Genomic DNA, 22,839 nt, shown 5'->3' with positions numbered 1-22,839 from the left:
GGATGCCCCGGATCTCGCTTCGCTCATCCGGGCGACGCTTGCTGCGCCCTCGCCACACATTCGCCGATGCGTCGATCGGCCAGAGGCCGGGCTACCACCAGCGGCTAGCTCGAGACCGGGATCTCGATCAGCACCAGCGTGCCGCGGCCCGGTTCGCTCTCCAGCGCGATCCGGCCGCTGAGCGACGACACCACGGTATTGAAGGCGATGTGCAGGCCGAGCCCGATATTGCCCCGCTCCCGCCCGGTGGTGAAGAACGGATCGAACACGCGGGCTTGCAAATCCTCGCGGATGCCGACGCCTTGGTCGGCGCAGGCGATCCGGGCGAGCGCCTGATCCGGCTGCGTCACCGTCATGGTGAAGCGTCCGCCGCGGCCGTCGGGATAAGCGTGCGCCGCCGCGTTGAACGCCAGGTTGCTGATCACCTGCGCCAGTGCGCCGGGATAGCTGCTCAGAACGATCCCTTGCGGGCAGTCGAGTTCGACGATCAATCCCTGCCGGGACAGCAGCGGCCCGAGCTTTGCGATCAGCTCGGACAGCCATCCGCCCAGCTCGAACGTGTGACGCTCCTCGTCGGCCTGATGGATGGCGACTTGCTTGAAGCTGTGCACCATCTCGGATGCCCGATGCAGGTTTTCCGAGGTCAGTCGAAGGCCGTTCTCGATCCGTGCAATGCCCCTTGTCAGGTCGGAGCGCCGGACGGCGGTGCCGCTCAGCGCCTCGCCCATCGCGCGAAGGTCCGTCTCCATCGTCGTTGACGTGGTCAGCGCGAGACCAAGCGGCGTGCTGACCTCGTGTGCGACACCGGCGACGAGCTGCCCGAGCGAGGCCAGCTTCTCGGCCTGCACGAGCTGCGATTGCGTCGCGTGCAGATCGCGCAACGAGGCTTCCGAACGCTCCTTTTCCTGCTTGAGCGCCTGCGCCGTTCGAAACTGCTGGCGCGCGCGGAACTCGCGGGCGGCGACGGCGTAAAGCGACAGCGCATAGGCGTTGAGGACCAGGGAATGATTGATGAAGCGCAGCCCCGGCGGCAACGCCGGCCCGAGCGATTCAGCGATGCATAGGGCAATCCATGTCGTGAGACAGAACACCGCCAGCGGCCCGATCCGGAGCGGCAGCATGGTCGAGACGAACAGGATCACCATCATCACGCCGGGTGCCGCATAGGTGAATCCCGAGGGCAGCACGAGGTAGACGCTCGGCAGCACGCAGCCTGGAACGACGCAATAGACGAGGAAGATCGTCTCGGCCCACGGTTTCATCGCCGGCACCGAGAGGAAGGCGGTGAGCGGCAGCAAGACCAGCACGGCGACCCCGCCGCGGATCGCCAGCGTGGTCGCCACGACGTCGGGATAGAGCACCCAATCCCAGAACGCATATCCGGCATAGGTGAAGGCGCCGAGCAGCATCGCGACCTGCGTCCAGCCGATATTGCCCCGCACGTACTGGTCGACAAATCGGCGCTCCTCGACGAGGTCGTCGAAGCGCAGTCCAAGGCGGGTCAAAAGACGGAGCATTACAATATCAAACGAAAAAGGCCTGGCACTGGAACTTGGCACTGGAAATGGGAGCGTCGAAGATGATCTACGACAGCTTGCCCGCGCTGTCGCGTCCTTTTGGCGCATCGGCGACCGCGGCGCGGCATCGCGCCGCGCCCCTCACCGGGCGTTGGCCGGGGCGTGGGTCGGCCAGAGGTCGGCGCGCCAGTGCAGCGCGATCGCCAGCATGGCGATGAAGCCGGCGGCGGCGAGCAGCGTGCCGGTCGCGGTGTAGCCGATCAGGTCGATCAGGCTGCCGGCGGCGAGCAGCCCGAGCGGCAGGCCGTAGATCACCATCATGCGCACGCCCATGACGCGGCCGCGCAGATGCGCGCTGGCATTGCGCATCAGCATCACGGCGGCCGAGATCATCGACATGCTCTGCGCGATGCCGGCGAGCAGCAGGCAGGCCATCGCGACCGGCATGGTCCGGAGTTCGACGAACACCAGCAGCATGGCGTACCAGGCGAGCGTGGCGCCGATCAGAAGCCGCGCGATACGTACCCCGCCGGCCATGCTGAGCGTGATCGAGCCAATCAGCGAACCCACCGCGAAGCTTGCCGAGAGATAGCCGAGCCCGGTCTGGTCGGTATGGAAGATGTCGCGCGCGACATAGGGCAACAGACCGTTGGTGAGCGGAAACGCGGTGAGGTTGGCGAGGAACGCGACGCAGAGTGCGGCGCGCATGCCCGGGCCGCTCCAGGCATAGACGATGCCCTCCTTGAGGTCGCGCAGCAGCTTTGAACCCGGCGCGTCGCCGGCGGCGAGATCGGTCGTGCCATGCGACTTGGGGCGGCTCATGCAGAGCATCAGGATGGCGGCGACGAAATAGAAGCCGGCGATCCCGACATAGACGTAGCCGATGCCGAGCGCCGCGAACAATCCGGCCCCGGTCAGGGCTCCTGCGATGCGCGCGGAGTCCTGCGTGGTGCGCGCCAGGCTGATGGCGCCGACCAGCTGCTCCGGCGGCATGATGTCGGCGAGCAGCGCGCCGCGCACGCCGAGATCCGACGGGCGGATCACACCCATGATCGCGACGATGATCATGACGTTCAGCGGGGCGAGATGCCCGGTCAGCGCCAGCGTCATGATGGTGCCGGCGAGCGCCGTATAGGCAAAGCGCATCACGGCGAGCAGATCGCGGTGCCCCATGCGGTCGCCGATCATGCCGACGACCGGCGCGACCAGCGTGCCGACATATTGCAGCGACGCCAGCACGGTCAGCAACAGCACCGAGCCCGTCTCGACCATGATGTACCAGCCGAGCACCAGCGTCTCGACCTCGAACGCCCAGGAGGTGAGCAGATCGGACGGCCATTGAAAGCGATAGCTGCGGATGCGAAATGGCGCGAGCGCGGAGGTCCGCGTGGTCCCGCTCAAGACGCGATGACGCGTGTCACGGCGTGTCCTGCCCTTTTTCCTTGTTCTTCTGGGTCTTGCTTCTTGGTCGTGCTTGCGGCGCTTTGAATTGTCTTGAGTCGCTGGGAAAATGCCCTGTTCCCGCAGCGTACCGCCGAGGCGATTGGTGTCAATCGAAGCCGCCGCATGCGGCGATGCACGATGGTATCCGCAGCGACGGGATGGCGTAGCGAGTTGCAGGCCCTACATCGGCGGCACGGCGCGCCGCAGCATGAAATGGGTGGGTATGAAGGCGAGCAGCGGCAGGCCGATCATCAGGCCGGCCAGCCACACCAGCGGCGGCACGAAGCCTTGCGCCGCCCTGTCGCTGGTGCCGAAGACGTAGTTGATGTTGACCGGAGTCATTCCCGGGTCCGGCCGCGGTCCTGGCATCACAAAGTAGCAGATCAGCAGCAGCGCCCATGCGAGCACGCTCCAGGCGATCAGCGCGCGCTGGTCATAGCCGAGCCGCCAGACCAGGAACAGCAGCAGGAACGGCAGCCAGCCGTGGAAGCCCGACAGGAACCGCAGGAACAGCGACAGGTTCTGGTCGAACATGTAGTCGGTCATTCCGGTGAGCGAGTAGCCGGCGACATGGGCGAGAAAGTCGATCACCCAAAATGTTTGCGGCACAAGGAGTCCGACGGCGCACATCGAAATCAACAGCGCGCTCTCGGTCCAGACCCCGATCAAGGTGAGGATCAGGCAGACGTCGCAGAAATACAGAAAGTTGGTCGGCCCGTAGCAGTAGGTGTACACCGGCACCAGGACGGCCATGAAGGCGCTGAAGCCGATCTTGACGGTGAGCGAAATGCGGGCGGACGGCTGCTCGACGGCGATTACGGACATTGCGGTGGGACTTTCCATTGCACAATCCGCCAGCCCTAGCGCCGGATCGGTAAACAGACCCGTATTCCGCAACCTTGAATTGATCGGCGTTCGGGAATTCGGTTAACGCCAACTCAGCGGCGCCGGTACAGTTTTATCCGCCCGCGCTCGAGGTGGCCGCTGCCCCTCCAACAACACCAGTCGGTGGCTATGGGTCCCGGCCTTCGCCGGGACGACATTAGTGATGGCGGAACGATCCCATCCCCAACTCATGCGAACACGACATTTTGTCATGGCAGTTGCATTTTTTGCATTGCATCATATGATGACAATAATTCAATCAAATCCCCGACATTGAAGGGACTCCTGCCATGGCAACCAGCACCGATCCCGTCGTCATCCTCTCCGCCGCCCGCACCCCGCTCGGCCGCTTCATGGGCGAGCTCTCGCCATTGCCGGCGCACAAGCTCGGCTCGCATGTGATCGGGGCGGCGCTCGAGCACGCAAAACTCGCGCCCGAGCGTATCGACGAGGTGTTCATGGGCAACGTGCTGACCGCCGGTCAGGGGCAGGCCCCTGCCCGCCAGGCCGCGCGCGGCGCCAGACTGCCGGATGCCACCGGCGCCACCACCGTCAACAAGGTCTGCGGCTCCGGCATGAAGGCGACCATGCTCGCCCACGACATCATCAAGGCCGGCTCGGCCGAGATCGTGCTGTCCGGCGGCATGGAGAGCATGAGCAATGCGCCGTATCTGTTGCAGAAGGCGCGCGGCGGGTATCGCGCCGGCCACGACCGCATCATCGATCACATGATGATGGACGGGCTCGAGGACGCCTATGAGACCGGCCGCTCGATGGGCGATTTCGGCGAAGCGACCGCGGAGGCCTATCAGTTCACCCGCGCCGACCAGGACGCGTTCGCGATGGAGACGTTGAGCCGCGCCCGCAAGGCGGTCGAGGGCGGCGCCTTCAAGGCCGAGATCGCCCCGATCACGCTCGCCGAGAAGGCCGGCCCGCGCATCGTTGCCAATGACGAACACCCGCTGAAGGTCGATCCAGCGAAAATCCCCGGCCTGAAGCCGGCATTCCGCGCGGGCGGCACCATCACGCCGGCCGCCTCATCGGCCAATGCCGACGGCGCCGCAGCACTGATCCTCAGCCGGCGCTCGCTCGCCGATCGCGATGGACTGCCTGTTCTGGCCGAGATCAAGGGCCACGCTACCCACAGCCAGGAGCCGCAGTGGTTCACGACAGCGCCGATCCCGGCGATCAGAAAACTGCTCGACAAGGTCGGCTGGAGCGTCGGCGATGTCGACCTGTTCGAGATCAACGAGGCGTTTGCGGTGGTCGCGATGGCGGCGCAGCGCGACCTCGGCATTCCCAGGGACAGGCTGAACATCAACGGCGGCGCCTGCGCGCTCGGCCATCCGATCGGCGCCACCGGCGCGCGGCTGATCGTGACGCTGCTGCACGCGTTGGAGGCGCAGAACCTGAAGCGCGGCGTTGCGGCGCTGTGCATCGGCGGCGGCGAAGCCACCGCGATCGCCGTCGAGCGGGTCGCGCACTGATCCGGTATGCCGTCATTGCGAGCGAAGCGAAGCAATCCATCTCTTTTCACAAACCGAACGATGGATTGCTTCGTCGCTTCGCTCCTCGCAATGACGGTTAGTTATGAAAGGCGTCCATGAGGCAGTACGACGGCCTGGCGCCTGAGTCCGAAAACGAGGGAACTATGGCATTTTAGCCATGGCTCTCTCGTGCCATATTGCGCATCACGCAAAGCTTTCATCGCAATCGATCCGGAACACAATGATCTCGAACTGGCTTGCTTCCACCCTCGCCCGCCGCAACATCCACTACGGCTGGGTGATGGTGGCCGTGACTTTCCTTGCCGCGCTGATCTCCGCCGGCACCGTCGGCGCGCCCGGCGTGTTCATCGTGCCCCTGCAGAAGGAGTTCGGCTGGTCCACCGCCGAGATTTCCTCGGCGCTGTCGATCCGCTTCATCCTGTTCGGGCTGATGGCGCCGTTCGCCGCCGCGCTGATGAACCGCTACGGCCTGCGCAACGTGACGCTGGCGGCGCAGCTGATCGTGGTCTCCGGTCTATTGGCCTCGCTCGCCATGACCCAAGTCTGGCAGCTCATCCTGCTGTGGGGCGTCGTGATCGGAATCGGCACCGGGATGACCGCGCTGGTGCTCGGCGCGACCATCGCGGCGCGCTGGTTCGTGGCGCGGCGCGGCCTCGTGGTCGGCATCCTCACCGCAAGCGTCGCGACGGGACAGCTCGCCTTCCTGCCGCTCCTGGCGACGCTGACCGAGCGCTACGGCTGGCGTGTCGCGCTTGGGCTGGTCTGCGTCATGCTCGGCGTCGCCGCCTTTGCCGTGCTGATGGTGATGCGCGACCGGCCGAGCGACGTCGGCCTGCGTCCGTTCGGCGACGAGGGAAGCACGCCGCTTCCCGCGCCGCCGCCGGCCAATGCGCCGATCGTGGCCGCCGCGCTCGGCACGCTGCGCGACTCCGCGAAGTCCTCGGTGTTCTGGATCCTGTTCGCGACCTTCTTCGTCTGCGGCGCTTCGACCAACGGCCTGGTCCAGGTTCACCTGATCCCGATGTGCCTCGACTACGGCATCCCGCAGGTGCAGGCGGCAAGCCTGCTCGCCGCGATGGGGATCTTCGATTTCTTCGGCACCATCGTCTCGGGCTGGCTGTCGGACCGCTACGACAACCGCTATCTGCTGTTCTGGTATTACGGCCTGCGCGGCCTGTCGCTGCTGTTCCTGCCGTTCTCCGACTTCACGTTCTACGGGCTGTCGCTGTTCGCGATGTTCTATGGCCTCGACTGGATCGCGACGGTGCCGCCGACGGTGCGCCTCACCGCGCAGCGCTTCGGCGCCGAGCGCGCCAATCTGGTGTTCGGATGGATCTTCGCCGGCCACCAGCTCGGCGCAGGCGCCGCCGCGTTCGGCGCCGGACTGTCGCGCACGATCTATCAGAGCTACCTGCCGGCGTTCTTCATTGCCGGTGCGCTGTGCATCTTTGCCGCGCTGATCGCGCTGGCGATCGCGCCGCCGCAGCCGAAATCGGTGGCGGAGCCTAAGCCGGTCGCGGCCTGAGGCCGCCGCCTGCGCGACGTCCGCCGGTCAGTACGACAGGATGGTGCGCATCCCGAACACCACACTGTCCTTGATCCGATGCGTTTGCGTCGGATCGTTGGGATCGACGGCGCCGCCGCCGGGATGGGCGATGTATTGAAACATCGGCTGCATGGTGAAATTCGGGTTCACCACGTGCTGGTAGGTGATCTCGAGGATCGCCTCGTAGTCGCGGATCGGATACGGCGTGCCCGTGAAGATCTGGGTGTCGCGGTCGAGCGCACGCGCGGCGTCGGAAATCCTGGCATAGATCGCGGCGCATAGATCGCGGCGATGCCGAACCGATCGTCCGAATACGCCTCGCTGAAGCCGGTGAACAGGAAGCCGCCGTCGACATAGGTGCTGATCAGGTTGCGGTCCGACGGGCTGACCGAGGCGCGCATGAAGAACGCGACGCCCCTGTCAGCGTCCGGCCTGGCGCGCGCAAGCAGCTGCTCGTAGACCATGAAGATGCCGTTGTCCCGCCGCAGCCAGCGCGTGTCGCCGGAGCTGTTGGGATCGGCGAGCGACAGCCCGTCGGCCGAGAAGCGCTGGTCGGCAAACGAGCCCATGTGATACCAGGCGCCGCCGGTGATGGTCGCCGGCAGCCTGCTCTCGCCGATCTCGAACTTGTATTTGAGCTGGCCGATCCACCATGGCGGATCGTTGACCCGGAAATTGAGCCCGTGGGCGTTCAATATCTGCGGATCGTCCGTCCCCTGCGGCGGCGAAGCCGAACCGTCGAACAAGGCCAGATAGGCGGTGATGCGGTCGGACAGATTGGCCTTGAACCGGATGCCGGGCACCGCAAGTGGCGGCGACGGTCCGCCGGCCGGCAGAATGGTGCCGACAATGCCGGGCCAGCCGAGCGCCGAATTGATGAAGATGTCGTCGTACTGGCTGTCGATGAACTCGACGTCCGAGCCCTGCTGGCCGACGCGCACCGAGAGTTTGCCGCCGAGCAGCTTCTGCTCGATCCAGAGTTCATAGAGCCGCGTCGCCGGCAGCGACTCGACGCCGGACACCAGGAACAGGTTGCCGACATAGCTCCGCGACAGCCCGTCGCCGTGGATCTGGTACATGTTGGCGTGGAAGGTCGCACCGGTCCAGCCCATCGCCTTCTCGAGGTCGATGGTGGTGCCGAGATCGAGACGGCCGGTATAGGCCGCGCCGTTGCTGACACCGCCGGAGACGTTGGAAAACCCCTCACCGATATAGGTCAGGCTGAACTGGTAGCCGGCCTCCTCGAGCGCAGCCCGCGTATTAGCAATCCGGTCGGCGACCGGCTTGTCTTCCGCATGCGCCGGCGCGCCGAGCGCGAGGGCCGCGGCTACCAACATCGCGCGGGAAAGAACTCTGCACATCGGGAATGCCGCGGTGCGCTCGCGCTATTTGACGATGCCGAGCCGCCGCATCAGCAGATAGGCCAGCAGCGCCGACCCGATCAGAAGGCCGGCCGCGACCAGGAACCCGCTGTCGACGTCGGTCAACGGCAATCCCTTGGTGTTCATGCCGAAGATGCCGGTGACGAGCGTCGGCGGCAGCAGCATCATGGTGACGACGGACAACGCGTGGAGGTGCTTGTTGCTCTCCTCCTCGAGCTTGAAGCGCAGCTCCTCCTCGAGCAGGCGGCTGCGCTCGTGCAGTTCGACGATGTCGTGGTCGAGACCGTCGAGCCGCTGCGCGAGCTTGCCGGCCTGCAGCCGCAGCGCCGGGCTGAGATTGTCGGTGCTCTTCTGCTCGAGCCGGTGAAACAGCACGCGCAGGCCGGCGAGCTGGCGATGCAGTCGCACACAGGTGCGGCGCATCCGGCTCAGATTCTTGCGCAGCTCCGATCCGGTATCCTCGGCGAGCACCCGCTCCTCGATCGCATCGATATCGGTGCCGATCTTGTCCGCCATGCGGTCCATGGTGTCGGCGATCTCGTCGACGATCTTCTCCAGCAGCGCCGCGACGCTGCCGACGCGATGGCCGCCCTCGAGCACGCGGCGCGTCGCATCGGCGGAGCACAGCGCCTGATGGCGGCCGCTGACCAGGAGGCGTTCGGTCATCGCAAAGCGGAGAAAGCCGGTCTCCCGGGTCGCGGCGTCGATATCCCGCACCAGATCGGAAAACACGCCGTAGACGCAATTGTCGACGACGTGGATCTGCTGGAAATTGTCATTCGACAGCAAGAGATCCCGCGCGAGCTGCGGGATGTGCATGTTGGCGATCCATGCCCGGGTGCGGACGTCGGTCAGGTTGAAGTGCAGCCACAACCTTCCGTCGTGGCTCGGCTCGATCGGCGCATCGATCGGAAGCGCCTCGGCGCGGCCGTCGTGGTGCAGGCGGAACGCCCAGACCAGACCGGGGACCGCCTCACGGGTCAGCAGCGACCCGACCGGAGCGGGAGGTGGATCAGCCAGCATGGCCCGCCCCCAAGTCAATCGACAACGCAACCGCGCGAAATGACATCTTCAAGACCTCGCCCACGCGCAACGCTGAGCAAGCGCGTCCCCTCGACGCAACATAGGAGGACGCGCCTGTTACAGTTTTATGTCAGCGACCGCCCTACTCCGCCGCAAGACCGGTCGGCGCCGCCGCCTCCGCGGCCTCCTTGTTGTAGTCGTGCACGACGCGGCCGAACGGCAGCGTCAGATCGGCGAGGAAATGATGCGCGCCGACGACACGCTTGACCGGGAAATCGGCGACCGGTGCATTGACATGCGGCACCAGGTGCAGCCGGCCGGGTCCGATCCAGGAGCCCTTGACGACGATGTCGGTGAGGTTGATCGCGACCAGCTGGCAGACCTCGAGATGGCCGTCGACGCCGGGGATCATCTTCAGATTAACTTGCGTCTTCGACAGCGTGGCGCGGGTGACGTCGCCATTGCCCGCCATGCTCTCGTGCTTGTAGCCCATCGTGCCCATCGCAACGAGCTGGCCGGCATATTCCAGCGTGCCGGTCAGCGTGTCCTTGACGATCTCGAGCTTGGGATGGGCGTATTTCTTGGGAAAGCCCCAGATCTCGCGGCCGGCCGCGATCGGCGGATCATCGTCGAGATACATCTGGCAGACGAAGTTGACCTCTTCGCCATTCAGGCGCGCGGGGATCACGAGGCCGGACTCGGTGTAGCTGCCGAAGCCGGAGCTGTCGGGCATCTTGATCCATTCGTAATGCACGATCGCCTGCTCGATCGGCTCCAGCGGCTCGGGCAGGCCGGCGCGGATCAACTCCGGATCGGTCTCATAGGTGATGACGAGGAATTCGCGATCGATGAAGCGATACGGACCGGCGGGATAGCTCGGGCCGGCGGCCGGCATCGACGGAAGCTTGAGCAGATCTTCCCTGCGCATCGCAATAACCCCCTGTTTGAAAAGTTTGCCCGAAAGCTAGCGGCCGAGATTGACAGCGATGTGAGGAATTTCCGTCAGGCGCATGACCTGCGTTTCGTGGTGGAGCCCAATGCTAACCATGCAAGCGGGCATGCCGGATGCGCCGTGCGCGGGCGCCGCAATTGTCATCACGGCGTCATCGGCGCGCTGAATTCTCGCCGCGAATTTTTGGAGTGTCTGATATGGACGCGCGAACCCCGCATTTCGACGATATCGATCACGCGACGCCGGGCTGGCGTCCGGAAGGCTGCGATCGCGTGGCCCTGGTCCTGCAGGGCGGCGGCGCACTCGGCGCCTATCAGGCTGGCGTCTATCAGGCGCTGCATGAATCCGACATCGAGCCCGACTGGGTCTGCGGCGTCTCGATCGGCGCGATCAACTCCGCGATCATCGCCGGCAATCCGCCCGAAAAGCGGCTCGAGCGGCTGCACACATTCTGGGATCGCATCACCAGCCGCAAGATCTGGCACTACACCCCGGACGGCGACATCTTCCGCAAGGCGCGCAATTTCACCAGCTCATGGCTGACGACGACGCTCGGACAACCCGGCTTCTTCACCCCGCACCAGGCCAATCCGTGGTTCAGCCCGGCCGGCGCGCGCACCGCCACCAGCTACTACGACACCACGCCGCTGCGCGAGTCCTTGCTCGAGCTGGTTGATTTCGACCGCATCAATTCCAAGAAAATACGGTTCGCGGTCGGCGCAGTGAACGTGCTCTCCGGCAACTTCATCTATTTCGACAATGCCCATGACGAGATCATTCCCGAGCACATCATGGCGAGCGGCGCGCTGCCGCCAGCGCTGCCGATGGTGAAGGTCGGCACCGATCATTTCTGGGACGGCGGCATCGTGTCCAACACGCCGCTGCAGCATCTGCTCGACCAGGAAGACAACATGAATTCGCTGGTGTTCCAGGTCGACCTGTTCTCGGCGCGCGGCGCGCTGCCGCGCGACATCCAGGACGTGATGGCCCGGCACAAGGACATCATGTATTCGTCGCGTACCCGCTACAACACCGACGTCTATCGCAAGACCTACAATCTGCGCACCGCCCTGCACAATGCGCTGGGAAAGATCCCCGACGATCAGCTGTCGGACGAGGAGCGCCAGCTCAAGAAGGCAAACGCTCGGCTGCCGGGGATCACGCTATTGCAGCTGATCTATCAGCAGAAGGCCTATGAGGGCGACGCCAAGGACCACGAATTCTCCGGCACCTCGATGCGCGAGCATTGGGTGAGCGGGCACGAGGATACCAAGCGCTCGCTGAAGCGGCGCGAATGGATCAAGATGCCCGAGAACGGCATGGGCATCGTGATCCACGACGTGCATCGCGAAGCGGAGTAAATACGTGTCGTCATTGCGAGGAGCGCGGCGACGAAGCAATCCATACCTCAGCACATGGTGATATGGATTGCTTCGCTACGCTCGCAATGACGATTGAGGCGCCGCTTACGGCCGCGTCGACATGTTGCTCGGCGGACCAGCCTTGCGGATCGGTTCGGCGAGGCGCGCGAACTCGCAGAGCAGCGAGCGCGTCTTGCGCGGATCGATCACCTCCTCGACCCAGAACTTCTCGGCCGAGCGGAACGGCGAGCGCAGCTTGTTGAGGCGATCCTCGATCTCGCGCAGCTTGGCGGCGGGATCGGCGGCCGCATCGATCTCGGCGCGATAGGCCGCCTCGATGCCGCCCTCCAGCGGTAGCGAGCCCCAATAGGCCGACGGCCACGCGTAGCGCATCGAGAAACGGTTGGCCGGCTGATGCACCACGCCGGCGACGCCGAAGGCGTTGCGGATGATGATGGTGCACCACGGCACCGTGCTCTGGTTGACCGCCGCCATCGCCCGCACGCCATGGCGGATGGTCGCCGTCTTCTCCGCCTCGAGCCCGATCATGAAGCCGGGGCAGTCCATCAGGTAGACCACCGGCAGATGGAAGGTCTCGGCGAAGTCGACCCAGCGCACCACCTTCTGGCAGGCGTCCGCGGTCCAAGAGCCGCCATAGTGGAAAGGATCGCTGGCGAGCAGCAGCACCGATCTGCCCTCGATCCGCGCCAATCCGGTGATGATCGGGCGGCCGAAATTGGTGCCGACCTCGAAGAACGAGCCCTTGTCGACGACGGCGTCGATGATCGGCCGCATCTTGTAGACCTGCCGGCGGTTGCGCGGCACGGCCTTGAGCAGCGATTCCTCGGCACGCTCCGGATCGTCGGTGCAGGGAATGGTCGGCGGCAGGTCGTAGACCGACGGCGGCAGATAGGACAGGAAGCGCCGCGCGTAGTCGAACGCCTCCTCTTCGGTCTCGACGGCCTGATCGATCGCGCCGGCGCGGGTCTGGATGTCTGCGCCGCCGAGCTCCTGCTTGGTCAGATCCTGACCCAGGCGCTTCACCACCGGCGGGCCGGCGACGAACATCGCGGAGCTCTTGGTCATGACAGAGTAATGCGTGGCGGCAAGCCGCGCGGCACCGAGGCCCGCGACCGAGCCGAGCCCGAGACCGACCACCGGCACGCGGGCCAAATTGGCGGTCGTGTACCAGTACCAGCGCGTGCCGCCGACGCCGCCAGGCAGATTGGCCGCGCCCCTGCGTCTCGATCGTCTTCACCGAGCCGCCGCCGCCGGAGCCCTCGATCACGCGAACGATCGGCAAGCGGAAGTCGTGCGCCATCTCCTCCGCCATCAACGGCTTGGCGGAAATCGATGCATCCGCCGAGCCGCCGCGCACGGTGAAGTCGTCGCCGACCACGACCACGGTGCGGCCGTCGACCCTGGCGCGGCCGAACACGCAGTTCGCCGGCGTCAGGTGCTTGAGTTCGTTGCTCTCGTCATATTCGGCGATGCCGGAGATGGCACCGACCTCGTGAAAGCTGCTCTGGTCGACGAGCTTGTCGATGCGCTCACGAACCGTGAGCCGGCCCTGGTCGCGTTGCCGCTTGACCTTGTCAACGCCTCCCATCTCCCGCGCGAACGCTTCGCGGCGGGCGAGGTCGTCGAGTTCCGGCTTCCAGTTCATTCACTGCTCCCGTCTTGAGGATTTTGTTGTTATGGGCGGTCACCGGAAGCGACTTGCGTTCGATCCGATTGCTGAAGATGTCGCCGTCGGCGCCTTCGAGCAGGCTGCCGAGTGCGGCCGCGAGCTCGACCATTTGCGGCGCCACCTCACGATGTAGCCGCGCCTCGTCATACATCGCCGAGAGCAGGCCGATCGTGGTGACCACATAGGTCTGGTACTGCGGCGACCACAGCGGCACCGCGACGCCGTTGATGTGCGGGCTCCACAGGCCGCAGGCGACGACGTAGCCGTGCTCCTGCAAATGCCGGCGGTTGGCCTCGATGCGCGGCGTCAGCATCTTGGCGCTGTCGGGCAACTCGCCTTCCATCTCGGCGATCAGCGCGTCGCCGACCGCGGGATCGAGCGCGGCCGTATAGGCGTGGCCGGCCGCGGTGGTCGCCATCGAGATCCGGCTGCCGGTGGCCTCATGCAGGCCGAGCGCGTTGGCCGCGCGGGCGAACTCCAGATAGACCAGGTGAAAGCGGTCGGGGATGACGAAGCCCACCGTGCCGGGCAACTGATCGGCGACATCCTGCAGGCGCAGCCGGATCAGATTGCGCAGCTGCAGCCCCTTCATCATCGTGGTGCTCATCGCGACCGCGCTCGGGCCGATGCGATATTTCTGGTCGCGCGGCAGATAGACCAGTTGCCCCATCCGCGTCAGCGTGTGCGTCAGCCGCGACACCGTCGAACGCGGCAGACCGCAGCGGTTCGAGATCTCGAGATTGCCGAGCCGGGCCTCGTGTCCCTCGAAGCACCGCAACACGTCGAAGGCGCGCGACACCACCTGGATGACATCGCCATCGCCTGTCTCGCTGGCGAGCATTCCCTGCCTGCTAAGCCGTTCCGAGCGCCTTCCCATCTGTTTGGCTCCATTCCGTCCTGCGGAATAAAATTCCACTTGCAGAACAAGCTACCTCAGGCAATCTGGCGCCACAACAAAAAGCCGTTCGCCGGATGAAATTTCCGCAAGACGGTATCGGAGAGTGGAATGCCAGAGATCAAGGTTGTGACCGAAGTTGCCGGGCGCGTTTGCGCGCTTCCTGTCGAGAACGGCAGCAGCATCGGCAATGGCGACGAGATTGCGTTCGTCGAAGCGATGAAGATGGAAATACCGGTCACGTCGACTGCAGCAGGCAAAATCAGAGTCGATCTTGGTCAAGATCGACGATGTCATCGCCGAAGGCCAGGCGGTCGCGATCGTCGAGACCTGAGATCCCGTCCTTCCAGTCCAGCCGCGACAATCTGTCCGGTGATGCAGCGGCCGAAATCGCCGGCTTGCGCCGGAGGTAGCGTTGCCATCGCCGGATCACGATGCAATCATCCCGCCCGGAAAAGTTTCGCACAGCGAAACAAGGGGAGGAATTATGATCCATTGGCTGATGGCGCTCGCGCCTGCCGCTCTTGCCGGCATTTCGATCTTCGCTGCCCTGCCCGCCTCGGCCGAGGACATCAAGCTGCCGCCGACCATGGCGGTGACCGCCTACGACACCGGCACCGCCGGCTTCAACATCGCGGTCGGCGTCGGCAAGATGATGAAGGACAAATACGGCACCGACGTCCGCGTGCTGCCGGCCGGCAATGACGTCGCGCGGCTCGCGCCGCTGCGCGCCAAGCGCGCGGTCTCCTCGGCGATGGGATCGGGTACCTATTTCGCGCAGGAAGGCGTGTTCGAGTTCGGCGCCAAGGAGTGGGGCCCGCAGCCGCTGCAGCTCATGCTGTCGTCGGTCGACTGCAATTGTGGCGCGCTCGGCGTGGCAGCCGATGCCGGCGTCAAGGAAATGAAGGACCTTCGCGGCAAGCGCGTCGGCTTCGTGGTCGGCTCGCCGGCGCTGAACCAGAACTCGCTCGCGATGCTCGCGTTCGGCGGCCTCACCCAGAAGGACGTCAAGATCGTCGAGTTCGCAAGCTATGGGGCGATGTGGAAAGGCCTGATCAACAACGACACCGATGCCGCCTTCGGCACCACGATCACCGGCCCCGCCAAGGAAGCCGAGACCTCGCCGCGCGGCCTGATGTGGCCGCCGCTGCCCGCCGACGACAAGGAAGGCTGGGCACGGGTGAAAAAGGTCGGCTCGTTCTTCTTCCCGCAAACCGCAACCTGCGGTGCCGGCATCTCGCCGGACAAGCCGATCCAGCTCGGCAATTACCCCTACCCGATCTTCGTCGCCTATGCGGCGCAGCCGGTCGACCAGATCTACGCGATCACCAAGGCGATGATCGTCAACTACGACGCCTACAAGGATTCGGCGCCCGGCGCCGCCGGGCTCGGCGCCGACCGGCAGACCAAGAACTGGGTCGTTCCCGTGCATCCCGGCGCGGTGAAGGCGCTCAAGGAAACCGGCCACTGGAGCGACGAGCAGGACGCGCACAACAACACGCTTTACAAGCGCCAGGAGGTGCTCGCCGCCGCCTGGACGGATTACGGCAAGTCGAACCCGCCGTCGGACGACAAGGCCTTCCTCGATGGCTGGATGAAGGCGCGCGCCGCCGCGCTTGCGAAAGCCAATATGCCCAACGGCTTTGAGTGAGACCCGCCGACGCGCGATGAGATCGGGTTAATCGTCATCGCGCTTCAACCCGTTCGAGCATGGTGCTTCCGGAAAACCGCTTCACACTTTTCCGGATCATGCTCTAGGCTACAGGCAAAACCGACAACATTGGGGGATGCGTAATGCCCGAGAACGCCGCGGCTGCGCCTGCGAAAAGAATCGAGTTTGAAGATCCGCATGCCGGTCTGAACATCTGCAGGAGGCCGAGGTCACGCGCGTGCGCACCCTGCGCGGGGTGTGGCGCTGGGCGCTGGTGGTCGCAACCGCCGCAACCATCCTGCTCTGCATCAACCAGCAATTCTCACTGCGCTTCTTCATCGACTATACCCAGCTCAACACCGAATATTTCTATCTCCTGATCGCGTTGATGCTGCCCTTCACGTTCCTGATCTTCCCGGGATCGGAGCGCGCGCCGCTGAACCGCATTCCCTGGTATGATCTCGCGCTCGCCGTCGCGACCTTCGCCGCCTCGATCTGGCTGATGCTGAACGTGCGCAAGGCGGCGCAATATGGCTGGGAGTCCGACGGCGCGCCCAGGAACGTCATCATCGCCGGACTCGTGATGTGGGTGATGCTGATGGAGGCGCTGCGCCGGACCGGCGGCTGGAGCCTCCTGCTCAGCGTGCTGCCCTTCACCGTCTATCCGCTGTTCGCCGAGGCCAGCTGGCTCGGGCCGTTCCGCGGCTCGCAGCTCACGCTCGACCAGACCACCGCCTACCACGTGCTGTCGGGCGAGAGCCTGCTCGGCATTCCGATCCAGGCCTTCGCCGACACCGTGATCGGCTTTTTGGTGTTCGGCACCGCGCTGATGATGACCGGCGCCGGAAAATTCTTCATCAACCTCGCCTTCGCGCTGTGCGGCACGTTCCGCGGAGGCGCCGCCAAGGTCTGCATCTTCGCCTCCGGCCTGCTCGGCATGATGTCGGGCTCGATCGTCTCCAACGTGCTGACCGCCGGCACGATGACGATCCCGGTCATGAAGAAGAGCGGCTTCCGCGCCTCCTATGCCGGCGCGATCGAGGCCTGCGCCTCCACCGGCGCCGTGCTGGCGCCGCCGGTGATGGGCGCCACCGCGTTCGTGATCGCGCAGTTCCTCAATATCAGCTACGCGGAGGTCGCGGTGGCCGCGATCATCCCTGCGGCGCTCTACTATGTCGGCCTGTTCATGCAGGTCGATTCCTACGCCGCGCGCCACGGGCTGAAGGGCATTCCGCGCGCCGAGCTGCCGCGCGTGATGGATACGATCAAGGACGGCTGGTACTACGTCTTCGTGATCGCGCTCCTGATCGTGATGCTGCTGTATTTCAAGCGCGAAAGCCACGCACCGTTCTACGCCACCGCGCTGCTGCTGGTGCTGAACCAGATCTTCTCCAAGGAGACCCGCTGGACGCTCGGGACGATCGCAAAGTTCCTCGAGGTCAATGGCCGCACCTTCGTCGAGCTGGTCGGCATCCTCGCCGGTTGCGGTCTTCTGATCGGCGCGTTCTCGATGACCGGCGTGGTCTCCAGCCTCGCCAACGATCTTTTGACGCTCGCGGGCGACAACGCGTTCCTGCTGCTCGCGATGTGTGCCTTCACCAGCCTGATCCTCGGCCTCGGGCTGACCACCACCGCCTGCTACATCTTCCTCGCCATCCTGGTCGCGCCCGCGCTGGAGAAGCTCGGGCTGAACCGGATGGCGGTGCACATGTTCATCTTCTATTGGGGCATGCTGTCGTCGATCACCCCGCCGGTGGCGATCGCCTCCTTCGCCGCGGCCGGCATCGCCGGCTCGCCCGCGATGAAGACCGGATGGGAATCGATGTGGGTCGGCAGCATCATCTATTTCATCCCGTTCTTCTTCGTGCTGAACCCGGCGCTGGTGATGCAGGGGCCGAGCCCCTATCTCGCCGGCCTCGGCCTGATGGCGCTCGCGGCATGCGGCACGCTGTTCATCTGCGGCGGCATCCAGGGCTATCAGGCCTTCGTCGGCGACCTCCGCGGCGCCGGTGCCCTGGAATGGCCGCTCCGGGTGCTGCTGGTGATCGGCGGCTTCGTGCTCGCGACGCCTGGCGGCGGCATCAACCCGCTGTCGCAGCTGCAGGTGTCGCTGCTGGGGCTCGCGATCCTCGCCCCGACGGTGCTGATCGCCTTGCTGCTGGTCCGCCGTCAGGCGCTGGTTCCGAACCAGTTGCGCGCGCCCTGATTGCGTTGCACAACAGGAGGCGATGAAACGATCGCCTCCTCCCGTCACCGCCACCACCACGGCTTGGTCCAGCTCGAAGCCGCCGCTGCTGCGGTTTCTGCACACTTGTTACGCAGACTTCCTGCCGGAGGCCGCCGGCGCGGTGGCCGACTACATCCCCGAGCTCGGCAAGGCCGACCCTGCCCATTTCGGCATCAGCCTGGCGACGCTCGACGGCCACGTCTACGAGGTCGGCGACACCAGGGTGCCGTTCACCATCCAGTCGATGTCGAAGCCGTTCGTGTTCGCGCTGGCGCTGGACACGCTGGGCGCCGAGCGGGTGGAAAGCGTGATCGGCGTCGAGCCGTCCGGCGACCCCTTCAACTCGATCCGGCTCAATGCCGAGAACCATCCGTTCAATGCGATGGTCAATGCCGGCGCGATCGCTTGCTCCGGCCTGCTCCACGCCGACAAGGGCGACGGCGCGTTCGACTATATCCTCCATGCGCTCGGCCGCTTCGCCGGCCGGGAACTCGATGTCGACGAGGCGGTCTACGCCTCCGAGAGTGCCACCGGCGACCGCAACCGGGCGATCGGTTATCTCCTGCGCACCAACAGCGTGATCACCGAGAACGTGCCTGCGGTGCTCGACGTCTATTTCCGGCAATGCTCCATCCTGGTCACCGCGCGCGACACCGCCGTGATGGCGGCGACGCTCGCCAATCGCGGCATCAACCCGCTGACCGAGGAGCAGGTGGTGACGCCCTACGCCATCGCGCGCACGCTATCGGTGATGACCTCGTCGGGCATGTACGACTATGCCGGCGAATGGATCTACCGCGTCGGCATTCCCGCCAAGAGCGGCGTCGGCGGCGGCATTCTGGCGGCACTGCCGGCGCGGCTCGGGCTCGGCAGCTATTCGCCAAAACTCGACAAGCACGGCAACAGCGTGCGCGGCATCAAGGTGTGCGAGACGCTGTCGGCGCATTACGACCTGCATATGCTGAACCGCAGCGACGACGCACGCCACAGCATCATCGCCGACTACAATATCGGCAAGAACCCGTCGCGGCGGGTACGCCGGCCGCAGGAGCAGGAGATCCTGGCAAGGCACTTCCAGGAAGTCCGCGTGATCGAACTGGTCGGCACCCTGTCGCTCTCCAATGTCGACTATGTCTCGCGCCGCCTCGCCGGCAGCCCGCGGCCCGAATTCGTGATCTTCGATCTGCGCCGCGTCACCTCGACGACCCGCGCCGGCGCAAGGCTGGTGGCCGAAGCTTTCCAGGAGCTCGCCGAGCTCGGCGTCACCGTGATCCTGTCCGGCATCAAGCGGACGTCGCGCGAATGGGCCACGATCAGCGAGTGGACCAGGCGGCTCGGCAATATCAGGGATTTCTATCTGCTCGACACCGCGATCGAGTGGGCCGAGGACCAGATCGTCTACCGCTATGGCGGCTCGATCGACTTCCTCGAGACCACGGAGCTTTCCGAGCAGCCGCTGCTCACCGGATTGAGCGAAGCCGAGATCGCCGATCTCACCTCGCTTTGCACGGTCCGGACCTACCAGCAGAATGAAAAGGTCATCGCCGCGGGCAGTGAGGCCACCTCACTGTTCTTCCTGCGCAGCGGCGTGGTTCACGTCACCCTGCCGGACGGCATCCGGCTCGCGACGCTGACTGCCGGCATGGCGTTCGGCGAGATGGCGCTGCTGGAGCCGAAGCGGGTCGCGGACGTGGTCGCCGACATGTCGGCGACCACCTACGAAGTGACGATCGAGGATTTCGAGCGCTTCCGCGAGCGACATCCGCGCGCCGGCGAGCGGATCATGCGCAACCTCGCGCAGATCCTCGCCGATCGGCTGATCGTGGCGAATGCCAAGGTGGATCTGCTGACGTCGGGGTAGGTCTCTCTGTTCTCCCTCTCCCCGCCCTTCGCGGGGAGAGGGTCGGGGTGAGGGGCTGCATCCGCAAAATAACTTCGAGTCAGACTTCGCGGAGATTCCCCCTCACCCGGACCGCATTCCGCTTCGCTGCATGCGCTCCGGCCTCTCCCCGCAGGCGGGGCGAGGCGAAGGACTCCGCGACGCGATCCGCTCAGCTCACCACTTCCGTCACCGGCTGCATGTCGATCTCGAACGTTTCGAGAAATTTCGACGTCATGATGTAGAAGCCGACCGAGAGTTGCAGCTCGATCAGCGCGGCCGGCGTCAGCTTCGCCGCGATGGTCTTGAAGGTCGCGTCGGTCGGCTTCTTGAGCTTGACGATCTCGTCGGTGAAGGCGAGCGCAGCGCGCTGCACCTCGTTGAAGCAGGTCGCGGACCGCCAATCCTCGAGCGCGGCGTTCTGCTCGTCGGTGACGCCGACATTCTTGCCGATCCGCTTGTGCGCGACGATCTCGTAGGGCGCCTCACAGAGAATGCCGGTGCGCGTGATCGCAAGCTCGCGGACGACGGGATCGAGCTCGCCCTTGTGGCGGATCGCGCCGCCGAGCCGGCAATACTGTTCAAAGTAGCTTGGCGAATGCGCCATCATGCGAAAGATATTGGCGTTGCGGTTCTTGTCGAGGATCTCGCGGTCCGCGGGCTTGCCTTCGCGGGATCGGAGTAGTCGATACGGGCCATTTCCTAACCTTGATCTTGCTGTCGTTTCTGTCGGGTTCCGAAACACTAGAGCTTTTTCCGTTCCGATGAAATCGGAACGGGGCCCTAGATCCTTGTTTTGACGCGTTTTCTTCACGCGAACCGATATCCACTTCGCTCGAAAACGCTCTGTACGGGCTGCTGTCGCAGGAGCAACACGCGCGAGTCAAATTGCCGCCGCATTCCCAGACAACGCTGTCACAGTCGATATTCGCTGAGTGGGGACTCGTCAAAAGCGAATACTCGACACGGGGTGTTCCGAGTAAAAAATCCGGCCGTCTTGCGCGCAATTCGCGCAACGATGAGTCACGCCCAAGTCTAGGGGAAACGCATGAAGGAAGCCACCAAGAGGGCGGCCTCGGAAGCGCTTGCGCAAATGCTGGCGGTGACGGCAATGCTCGTCATCGCCAGCGTGATCTTTTATTGGCACTGAGGCATGATCCCGAAAAGTGTGTAGCGGTTTTCGGAAAGATCATGCCCAAAATGATCCGCAAACTATGAGGGGCAAGAGCGAACCTGTTCAGCCTGGTCTTGCGTTCTGACTGGATCGTTCAGCCCCTCATTTCGCCTTTGCGAAATATGGAACCAGCCTCCCCGCGAATTGCGTGAAGCGCGCCGCGACCTTGTCGCCGATGGCGAGGCCGTTGTCGCCATGGGCCATCATGCGAAAGCCCTCGTCGGCATCGACAAGCACGATGTTGTACGGCACATGCGCCCGCGTCTCCGGCGTCGCGGCGCGGCAGACCAGCGAGGTCGCATACACCGTCCCTGCCCCGCTGGCGCGATGCTCGGCCAGATCGGGCGAACCGCAGGCGGCGCAAAAGCTGCGGCGGAAATATTGCCGCGCGCCGCAGCCGTTGCAGGACTGGTAGACGATGGCTTCGGTGCCCTTGGTCCAGTCCACGATCGGTCCGCTCATCGCACGCACTCCAGGAACATGCTGACATGTGACGACAGCACTCCGCCATCGCCGTGCAGCAGCGCCACCGAGGCGTCGCGCACCTGGCGATTTTCGGCGCGCCCGGTCATCTGCAGATGGGTCTCGACCAGATGCGCCATCGCGCCGCCGACACCGCAATGGCCATAGCTGAGCAGGCCGCCATGGGTGTTGAGCGGCATCTCGCCATCCTGATTGAAATAACCGGCGCGCACCCGCGCCGCCGCCTCGCCGCGTCCGGCAAGGCCGAGATCCTCCAGCAGCATCGCGAGCGTGATCGTGAAGCTGTCGTAGACCGCGGCGTAGCGCACGTCCGGGATCGCGACGCCCGCCGCCTGCTTCGCTTTCGCGATCGAAATCTCGGCGCCGAGTTCGCTCAGCGCAGGCGCTGCGGTGACGTGCTGATGGGTGTGTGCCTGGGCGCAGCCGCGGACGCGGACCTGCCGCTCGCCGGTCGGCTCGCGGCTGATCACACAGGCCGCACCGCCGTCCGACACCGGGCAGCAGTCGAGCAGCTTGAGCGGCATCGCCACGGGCTTGGAGGCCATCACGTCGGCAACCGTGATCGGCTCGTGGAATTGCGCGCCGGGATGCGTCAGCGCGTGCTTGCGCATCAGCACCGCGAACTCGGCGAGGTCTTCCTGCGTGAGGCCGTATTCATGCATGTAGCGGGTCGCGACCAGGCCGTAATAGGCCGGGATCGTCGGCCCCAGCGTCACCTCGTAGTCGGGATGCCCGACCTGGGCCAGCGCCTGGATCGAGGCGTCGCGGCTCTGCCCGGTCAGCCGGTTCTCGCCGCCGACCACCAGCACGTGTTTTGCAACACCGGCGTCGACCAGGTGATGCGCCAGCATGGTCATCGCAAGCCCGGTGGCGCCGCCGACCTGCACGGCGTGCGCGTAAGACGGGTGAATGCCGAAATGCTCGGCGAACACCGTGGCCAGCATGATGTGCGGCGAGACCGTGGAGTAGCCGCACAGGATGCCGTCGATCTCGGAGCGCTTCAGCCCGGCATCCGAGATCGCAAGCTCGGCCGCCCTGCTCATCAGGTCGAGCGAGGACAGGCCCTCATGTTTGCCGTAGGACGTGAGGCCGACGCCGGTGACGAAGCTCATTTCAGCGCACCTATCTCAGAGCGTCATTCCGGGGCGATGCGAAGCATCGAACCCGGAATCTCGAGATTCCGGGTCTGGTCCTTCGGACCATCCCGGAATGACAACCTACAA

At 65.0% G+C, this 22,839-nt stretch carries 16 protein-coding genes and 3 pseudogenes; 7 read left to right on the top strand and 12 right to left on the bottom strand.

Features of this window, described 5'->3' with window-relative positions:
* Positions 1 to 104: 104 nt before the first annotated feature.
* From ACSKB9_RS41400 to ACSKB9_RS41390, 3 genes are all read right to left on the bottom strand, one after another.
* Positions 105 to 1,517, bottom strand: a complete 1,413-nt coding sequence (locus tag ACSKB9_RS41400) for a sensor histidine kinase (protein WP_438079984.1) — start codon at positions 1,515 to 1,517, stop codon at positions 105 to 107.
* A 141-nt stretch (positions 1,518 to 1,658) separates the two neighbouring features.
* The gene (locus tag ACSKB9_RS41395; RefSeq protein WP_438079982.1) at positions 1,659 to 2,918 is read right to left on the bottom strand and encodes an MFS transporter; all 1,260 of its coding nucleotides are present in this window, start codon (positions 2,916 to 2,918) and stop codon (positions 1,659 to 1,661) included.
* Positions 2,919 to 3,140: 222 nt separating this feature from the next.
* The gene (locus ACSKB9_RS41390; protein WP_438079981.1) at positions 3,141 to 3,785 is read right to left on the bottom strand and encodes a hypothetical protein; all 645 of its coding nucleotides are present in this window, start codon (positions 3,783 to 3,785) and stop codon (positions 3,141 to 3,143) included.
* A gap of 350 nt (positions 3,786 to 4,135) precedes the next feature.
* Between ACSKB9_RS41390 and ACSKB9_RS41385 the strand changes: the two genes are divergently transcribed.
* On the top strand, positions 4,136 to 5,332 hold the full coding sequence (locus ACSKB9_RS41385; RefSeq protein WP_438079980.1) for an acetyl-CoA C-acyltransferase: 1,197 nt from the start codon (positions 4,136 to 4,138) through the stop codon (positions 5,330 to 5,332).
* 241 nt (positions 5,333 to 5,573) lie between these two features.
* Complete coding sequence (locus ACSKB9_RS41380; protein ID WP_438079978.1) at positions 5,574 to 6,878, top strand: MFS transporter; 1,305 nt, start codon at positions 5,574 to 5,576, stop codon at positions 6,876 to 6,878.
* A gap of 27 nt (positions 6,879 to 6,905) precedes the next feature.
* Here ACSKB9_RS41380 and ACSKB9_RS41375 read toward each other — a convergent pair whose 3' ends face one another.
* The 4 genes from ACSKB9_RS41375 to ACSKB9_RS41360 all read right to left on the bottom strand — a co-directional run bounded on the left by ACSKB9_RS41375 (position 6,906) and on the right by ACSKB9_RS41360 (position 10,232).
* Entirely contained in the window at positions 6,906 to 7,118 is a 213-nt protein-coding gene (locus tag ACSKB9_RS41375; RefSeq protein WP_438080623.1) for a carbohydrate porin, read from the bottom strand.
* Positions 7,046 to 8,236, bottom strand: a complete 1,191-nt coding sequence (locus tag ACSKB9_RS41370) for a carbohydrate porin (protein WP_438079976.1) — start codon at positions 8,234 to 8,236, stop codon at positions 7,046 to 7,048. The genes ACSKB9_RS41375 and ACSKB9_RS41370 overlap by 73 nt, the downstream gene beginning before the upstream one ends.
* Before the next feature lie 48 nt (positions 8,237 to 8,284).
* Complete coding sequence (locus ACSKB9_RS41365) at positions 8,285 to 9,304, bottom strand: transporter (protein ID WP_438079974.1); 1,020 nt, start codon at positions 9,302 to 9,304, stop codon at positions 8,285 to 8,287.
* A 142-nt stretch (positions 9,305 to 9,446) separates the two neighbouring features.
* Positions 9,447 to 10,232, bottom strand: coding sequence for an acetoacetate decarboxylase (locus tag ACSKB9_RS41360; RefSeq protein WP_438079973.1), 786 nt, complete (start codon positions 10,230 to 10,232; stop codon positions 9,447 to 9,449).
* 221 nt (positions 10,233 to 10,453) lie between these two features.
* On the opposite strand from ACSKB9_RS41360, the gene ACSKB9_RS41355 reads away from it, so the two are divergent.
* Positions 10,454 to 11,617 carry a patatin-like phospholipase family protein gene (locus ACSKB9_RS41355; protein ID WP_438079971.1) on the top strand — a complete coding sequence of 388 codons (1,164 nt, stop codon included), beginning with the start codon at positions 10,454 to 10,456 and terminating at the stop codon, positions 11,615 to 11,617.
* A gap of 105 nt (positions 11,618 to 11,722) precedes the next feature.
* Here ACSKB9_RS41355 and ACSKB9_RS41350 read toward each other — a convergent pair.
* Positions 11,723 to 13,283 (bottom strand): annotated as a pseudogene (locus tag ACSKB9_RS41350) (acyl-CoA carboxylase subunit beta).
* A complete protein-coding gene (locus tag ACSKB9_RS41345) occupies positions 13,213 to 14,184 on the bottom strand; it encodes an IclR family transcriptional regulator (RefSeq protein ID WP_438079969.1) in 972 nt (323 codons plus the stop codon). Before ACSKB9_RS41345 ends, ACSKB9_RS41350 begins: the two are co-directional and overlap by 71 nt.
* 129 nt (positions 14,185 to 14,313) lie before the next feature.
* Between ACSKB9_RS41345 and ACSKB9_RS41340 the strand changes: the two are divergent.
* From ACSKB9_RS41340 to glsA, 4 genes and pseudogenes are all read left to right on the top strand, one after another.
* Positions 14,314 to 14,536: pseudogene (locus tag ACSKB9_RS41340) on the top strand (acetyl-CoA carboxylase biotin carboxyl carrier protein subunit).
* 153 nt (positions 14,537 to 14,689) lie between these two features.
* Positions 14,690 to 15,853 carry a TAXI family TRAP transporter solute-binding subunit gene (locus ACSKB9_RS41335; protein WP_438079967.1) on the top strand — a complete coding sequence of 388 codons (1,164 nt, stop codon included), beginning with the start codon at positions 14,690 to 14,692 and terminating at the stop codon, positions 15,851 to 15,853.
* A 143-nt stretch (positions 15,854 to 15,996) separates the two neighbouring features.
* A pseudogene (locus ACSKB9_RS41330) lies at positions 15,997 to 18,059 on the top strand (TRAP transporter permease).
* 22 nt (positions 18,060 to 18,081) lie between these two features.
* Positions 18,082 to 19,941, top strand: coding sequence for a glutaminase A (glsA, locus tag ACSKB9_RS41325; RefSeq protein ID WP_438079966.1), 1,860 nt, complete (start codon positions 18,082 to 18,084; stop codon positions 19,939 to 19,941).
* 190 nt (positions 19,942 to 20,131) lie between these two features.
* Here glsA and ACSKB9_RS41320 read toward each other — a convergent pair whose 3' ends face one another.
* The 3 genes from ACSKB9_RS41320 to ACSKB9_RS41310 form a co-directional block, all read right to left on the bottom strand.
* Positions 20,132 to 20,569 carry a carboxymuconolactone decarboxylase family protein gene (locus ACSKB9_RS41320; RefSeq protein ID WP_438079964.1) on the bottom strand — a complete coding sequence of 146 codons (438 nt, stop codon included), beginning with the start codon at positions 20,567 to 20,569 and terminating at the stop codon, positions 20,132 to 20,134.
* 666 nt (positions 20,570 to 21,235) lie between these two features.
* A complete protein-coding gene (locus ACSKB9_RS41315; protein ID WP_438079963.1) occupies positions 21,236 to 21,595 on the bottom strand; it encodes a Zn-ribbon domain-containing OB-fold protein in 360 nt (119 codons plus the stop codon).
* A complete protein-coding gene (locus ACSKB9_RS41310; protein WP_438079961.1) occupies positions 21,592 to 22,728 on the bottom strand; it encodes a thiolase family protein in 1,137 nt (378 codons plus the stop codon). The genes ACSKB9_RS41315 and ACSKB9_RS41310 overlap by 4 nt, the downstream gene beginning before the upstream one ends.
* Positions 22,729 to 22,839: the final 111 nt, after the last annotated feature.

The sequence above is a fragment of the Bradyrhizobium sp. BR 1433 genome, assembly GCF_051547665.1.
Classification (GTDB): Bacteria; Pseudomonadota; Alphaproteobacteria; order Rhizobiales; family Xanthobacteraceae; genus Bradyrhizobium; species Bradyrhizobium australafricanum.
This window is presented reverse-complemented; position numbering and strand designations above follow the sequence as displayed.

What these genes read in the sequence shown, in the direction of transcription:
- ACSKB9_RS41320 (WP_438079964.1), bottom strand. Translation starts at nt 20,569, where the DNA reads ATGATGGCGCATTCGCCAAGCTACTTTGAACAGTATTGCCGGCTCGGC.
- ACSKB9_RS41385 (WP_438079980.1), top strand. Translation starts at nt 4,136, where the DNA reads ATGGCAACCAGCACCGATCCCGTCGTCATCCTCTCCGCCGCCCGCACC.
- ACSKB9_RS41390 (WP_438079981.1), bottom strand. Translation starts at nt 3,785, where the DNA reads ATGTCCGTAATCGCCGTCGAGCAGCCGTCCGCCCGCATTTCGCTCACC.
- ACSKB9_RS41370 (WP_438079976.1), bottom strand. Translation starts at nt 8,236, where the DNA reads ATGTTGGTAGCCGCGGCCCTCGCGCTCGGCGCGCCGGCGCATGCGGAA.
- ACSKB9_RS41315 (WP_438079963.1), bottom strand. Translation starts at nt 21,595, where the DNA reads ATGAGCGGACCGATCGTGGACTGGACCAAGGGCACCGAAGCCATCGTC.
- ACSKB9_RS41345 (WP_438079969.1), bottom strand. Translation starts at nt 14,184, where the DNA reads ATGGGAAGGCGCTCGGAACGGCTTAGCAGGCAGGGAATGCTCGCCAGC.
- ACSKB9_RS41365 (WP_438079974.1), bottom strand. Translation starts at nt 9,304, where the DNA reads ATGCTGGCTGATCCACCTCCCGCTCCGGTCGGGTCGCTGCTGACCCGT.
- ACSKB9_RS41310 (WP_438079961.1), bottom strand. Translation starts at nt 22,728, where the DNA reads ATGAGCTTCGTCACCGGCGTCGGCCTCACGTCCTACGGCAAACATGAG.
- ACSKB9_RS41335 (WP_438079967.1), top strand. Translation starts at nt 14,690, where the DNA reads ATGATCCATTGGCTGATGGCGCTCGCGCCTGCCGCTCTTGCCGGCATT.
- ACSKB9_RS41400 (WP_438079984.1), bottom strand. Translation starts at nt 1,517, where the DNA reads ATGCTCCGTCTTTTGACCCGCCTTGGACTGCGCTTCGACGACCTCGTC.
- ACSKB9_RS41380 (WP_438079978.1), top strand. Translation starts at nt 5,574, where the DNA reads ATGATCTCGAACTGGCTTGCTTCCACCCTCGCCCGCCGCAACATCCAC.
- ACSKB9_RS41360 (WP_438079973.1), bottom strand. Translation starts at nt 10,232, where the DNA reads ATGCGCAGGGAAGATCTGCTCAAGCTTCCGTCGATGCCGGCCGCCGGC.
- ACSKB9_RS41355 (WP_438079971.1), top strand. Translation starts at nt 10,454, where the DNA reads ATGGACGCGCGAACCCCGCATTTCGACGATATCGATCACGCGACGCCG.
- glsA (WP_438079966.1), top strand. Translation starts at nt 18,082, where the DNA reads ATGAAACGATCGCCTCCTCCCGTCACCGCCACCACCACGGCTTGGTCC.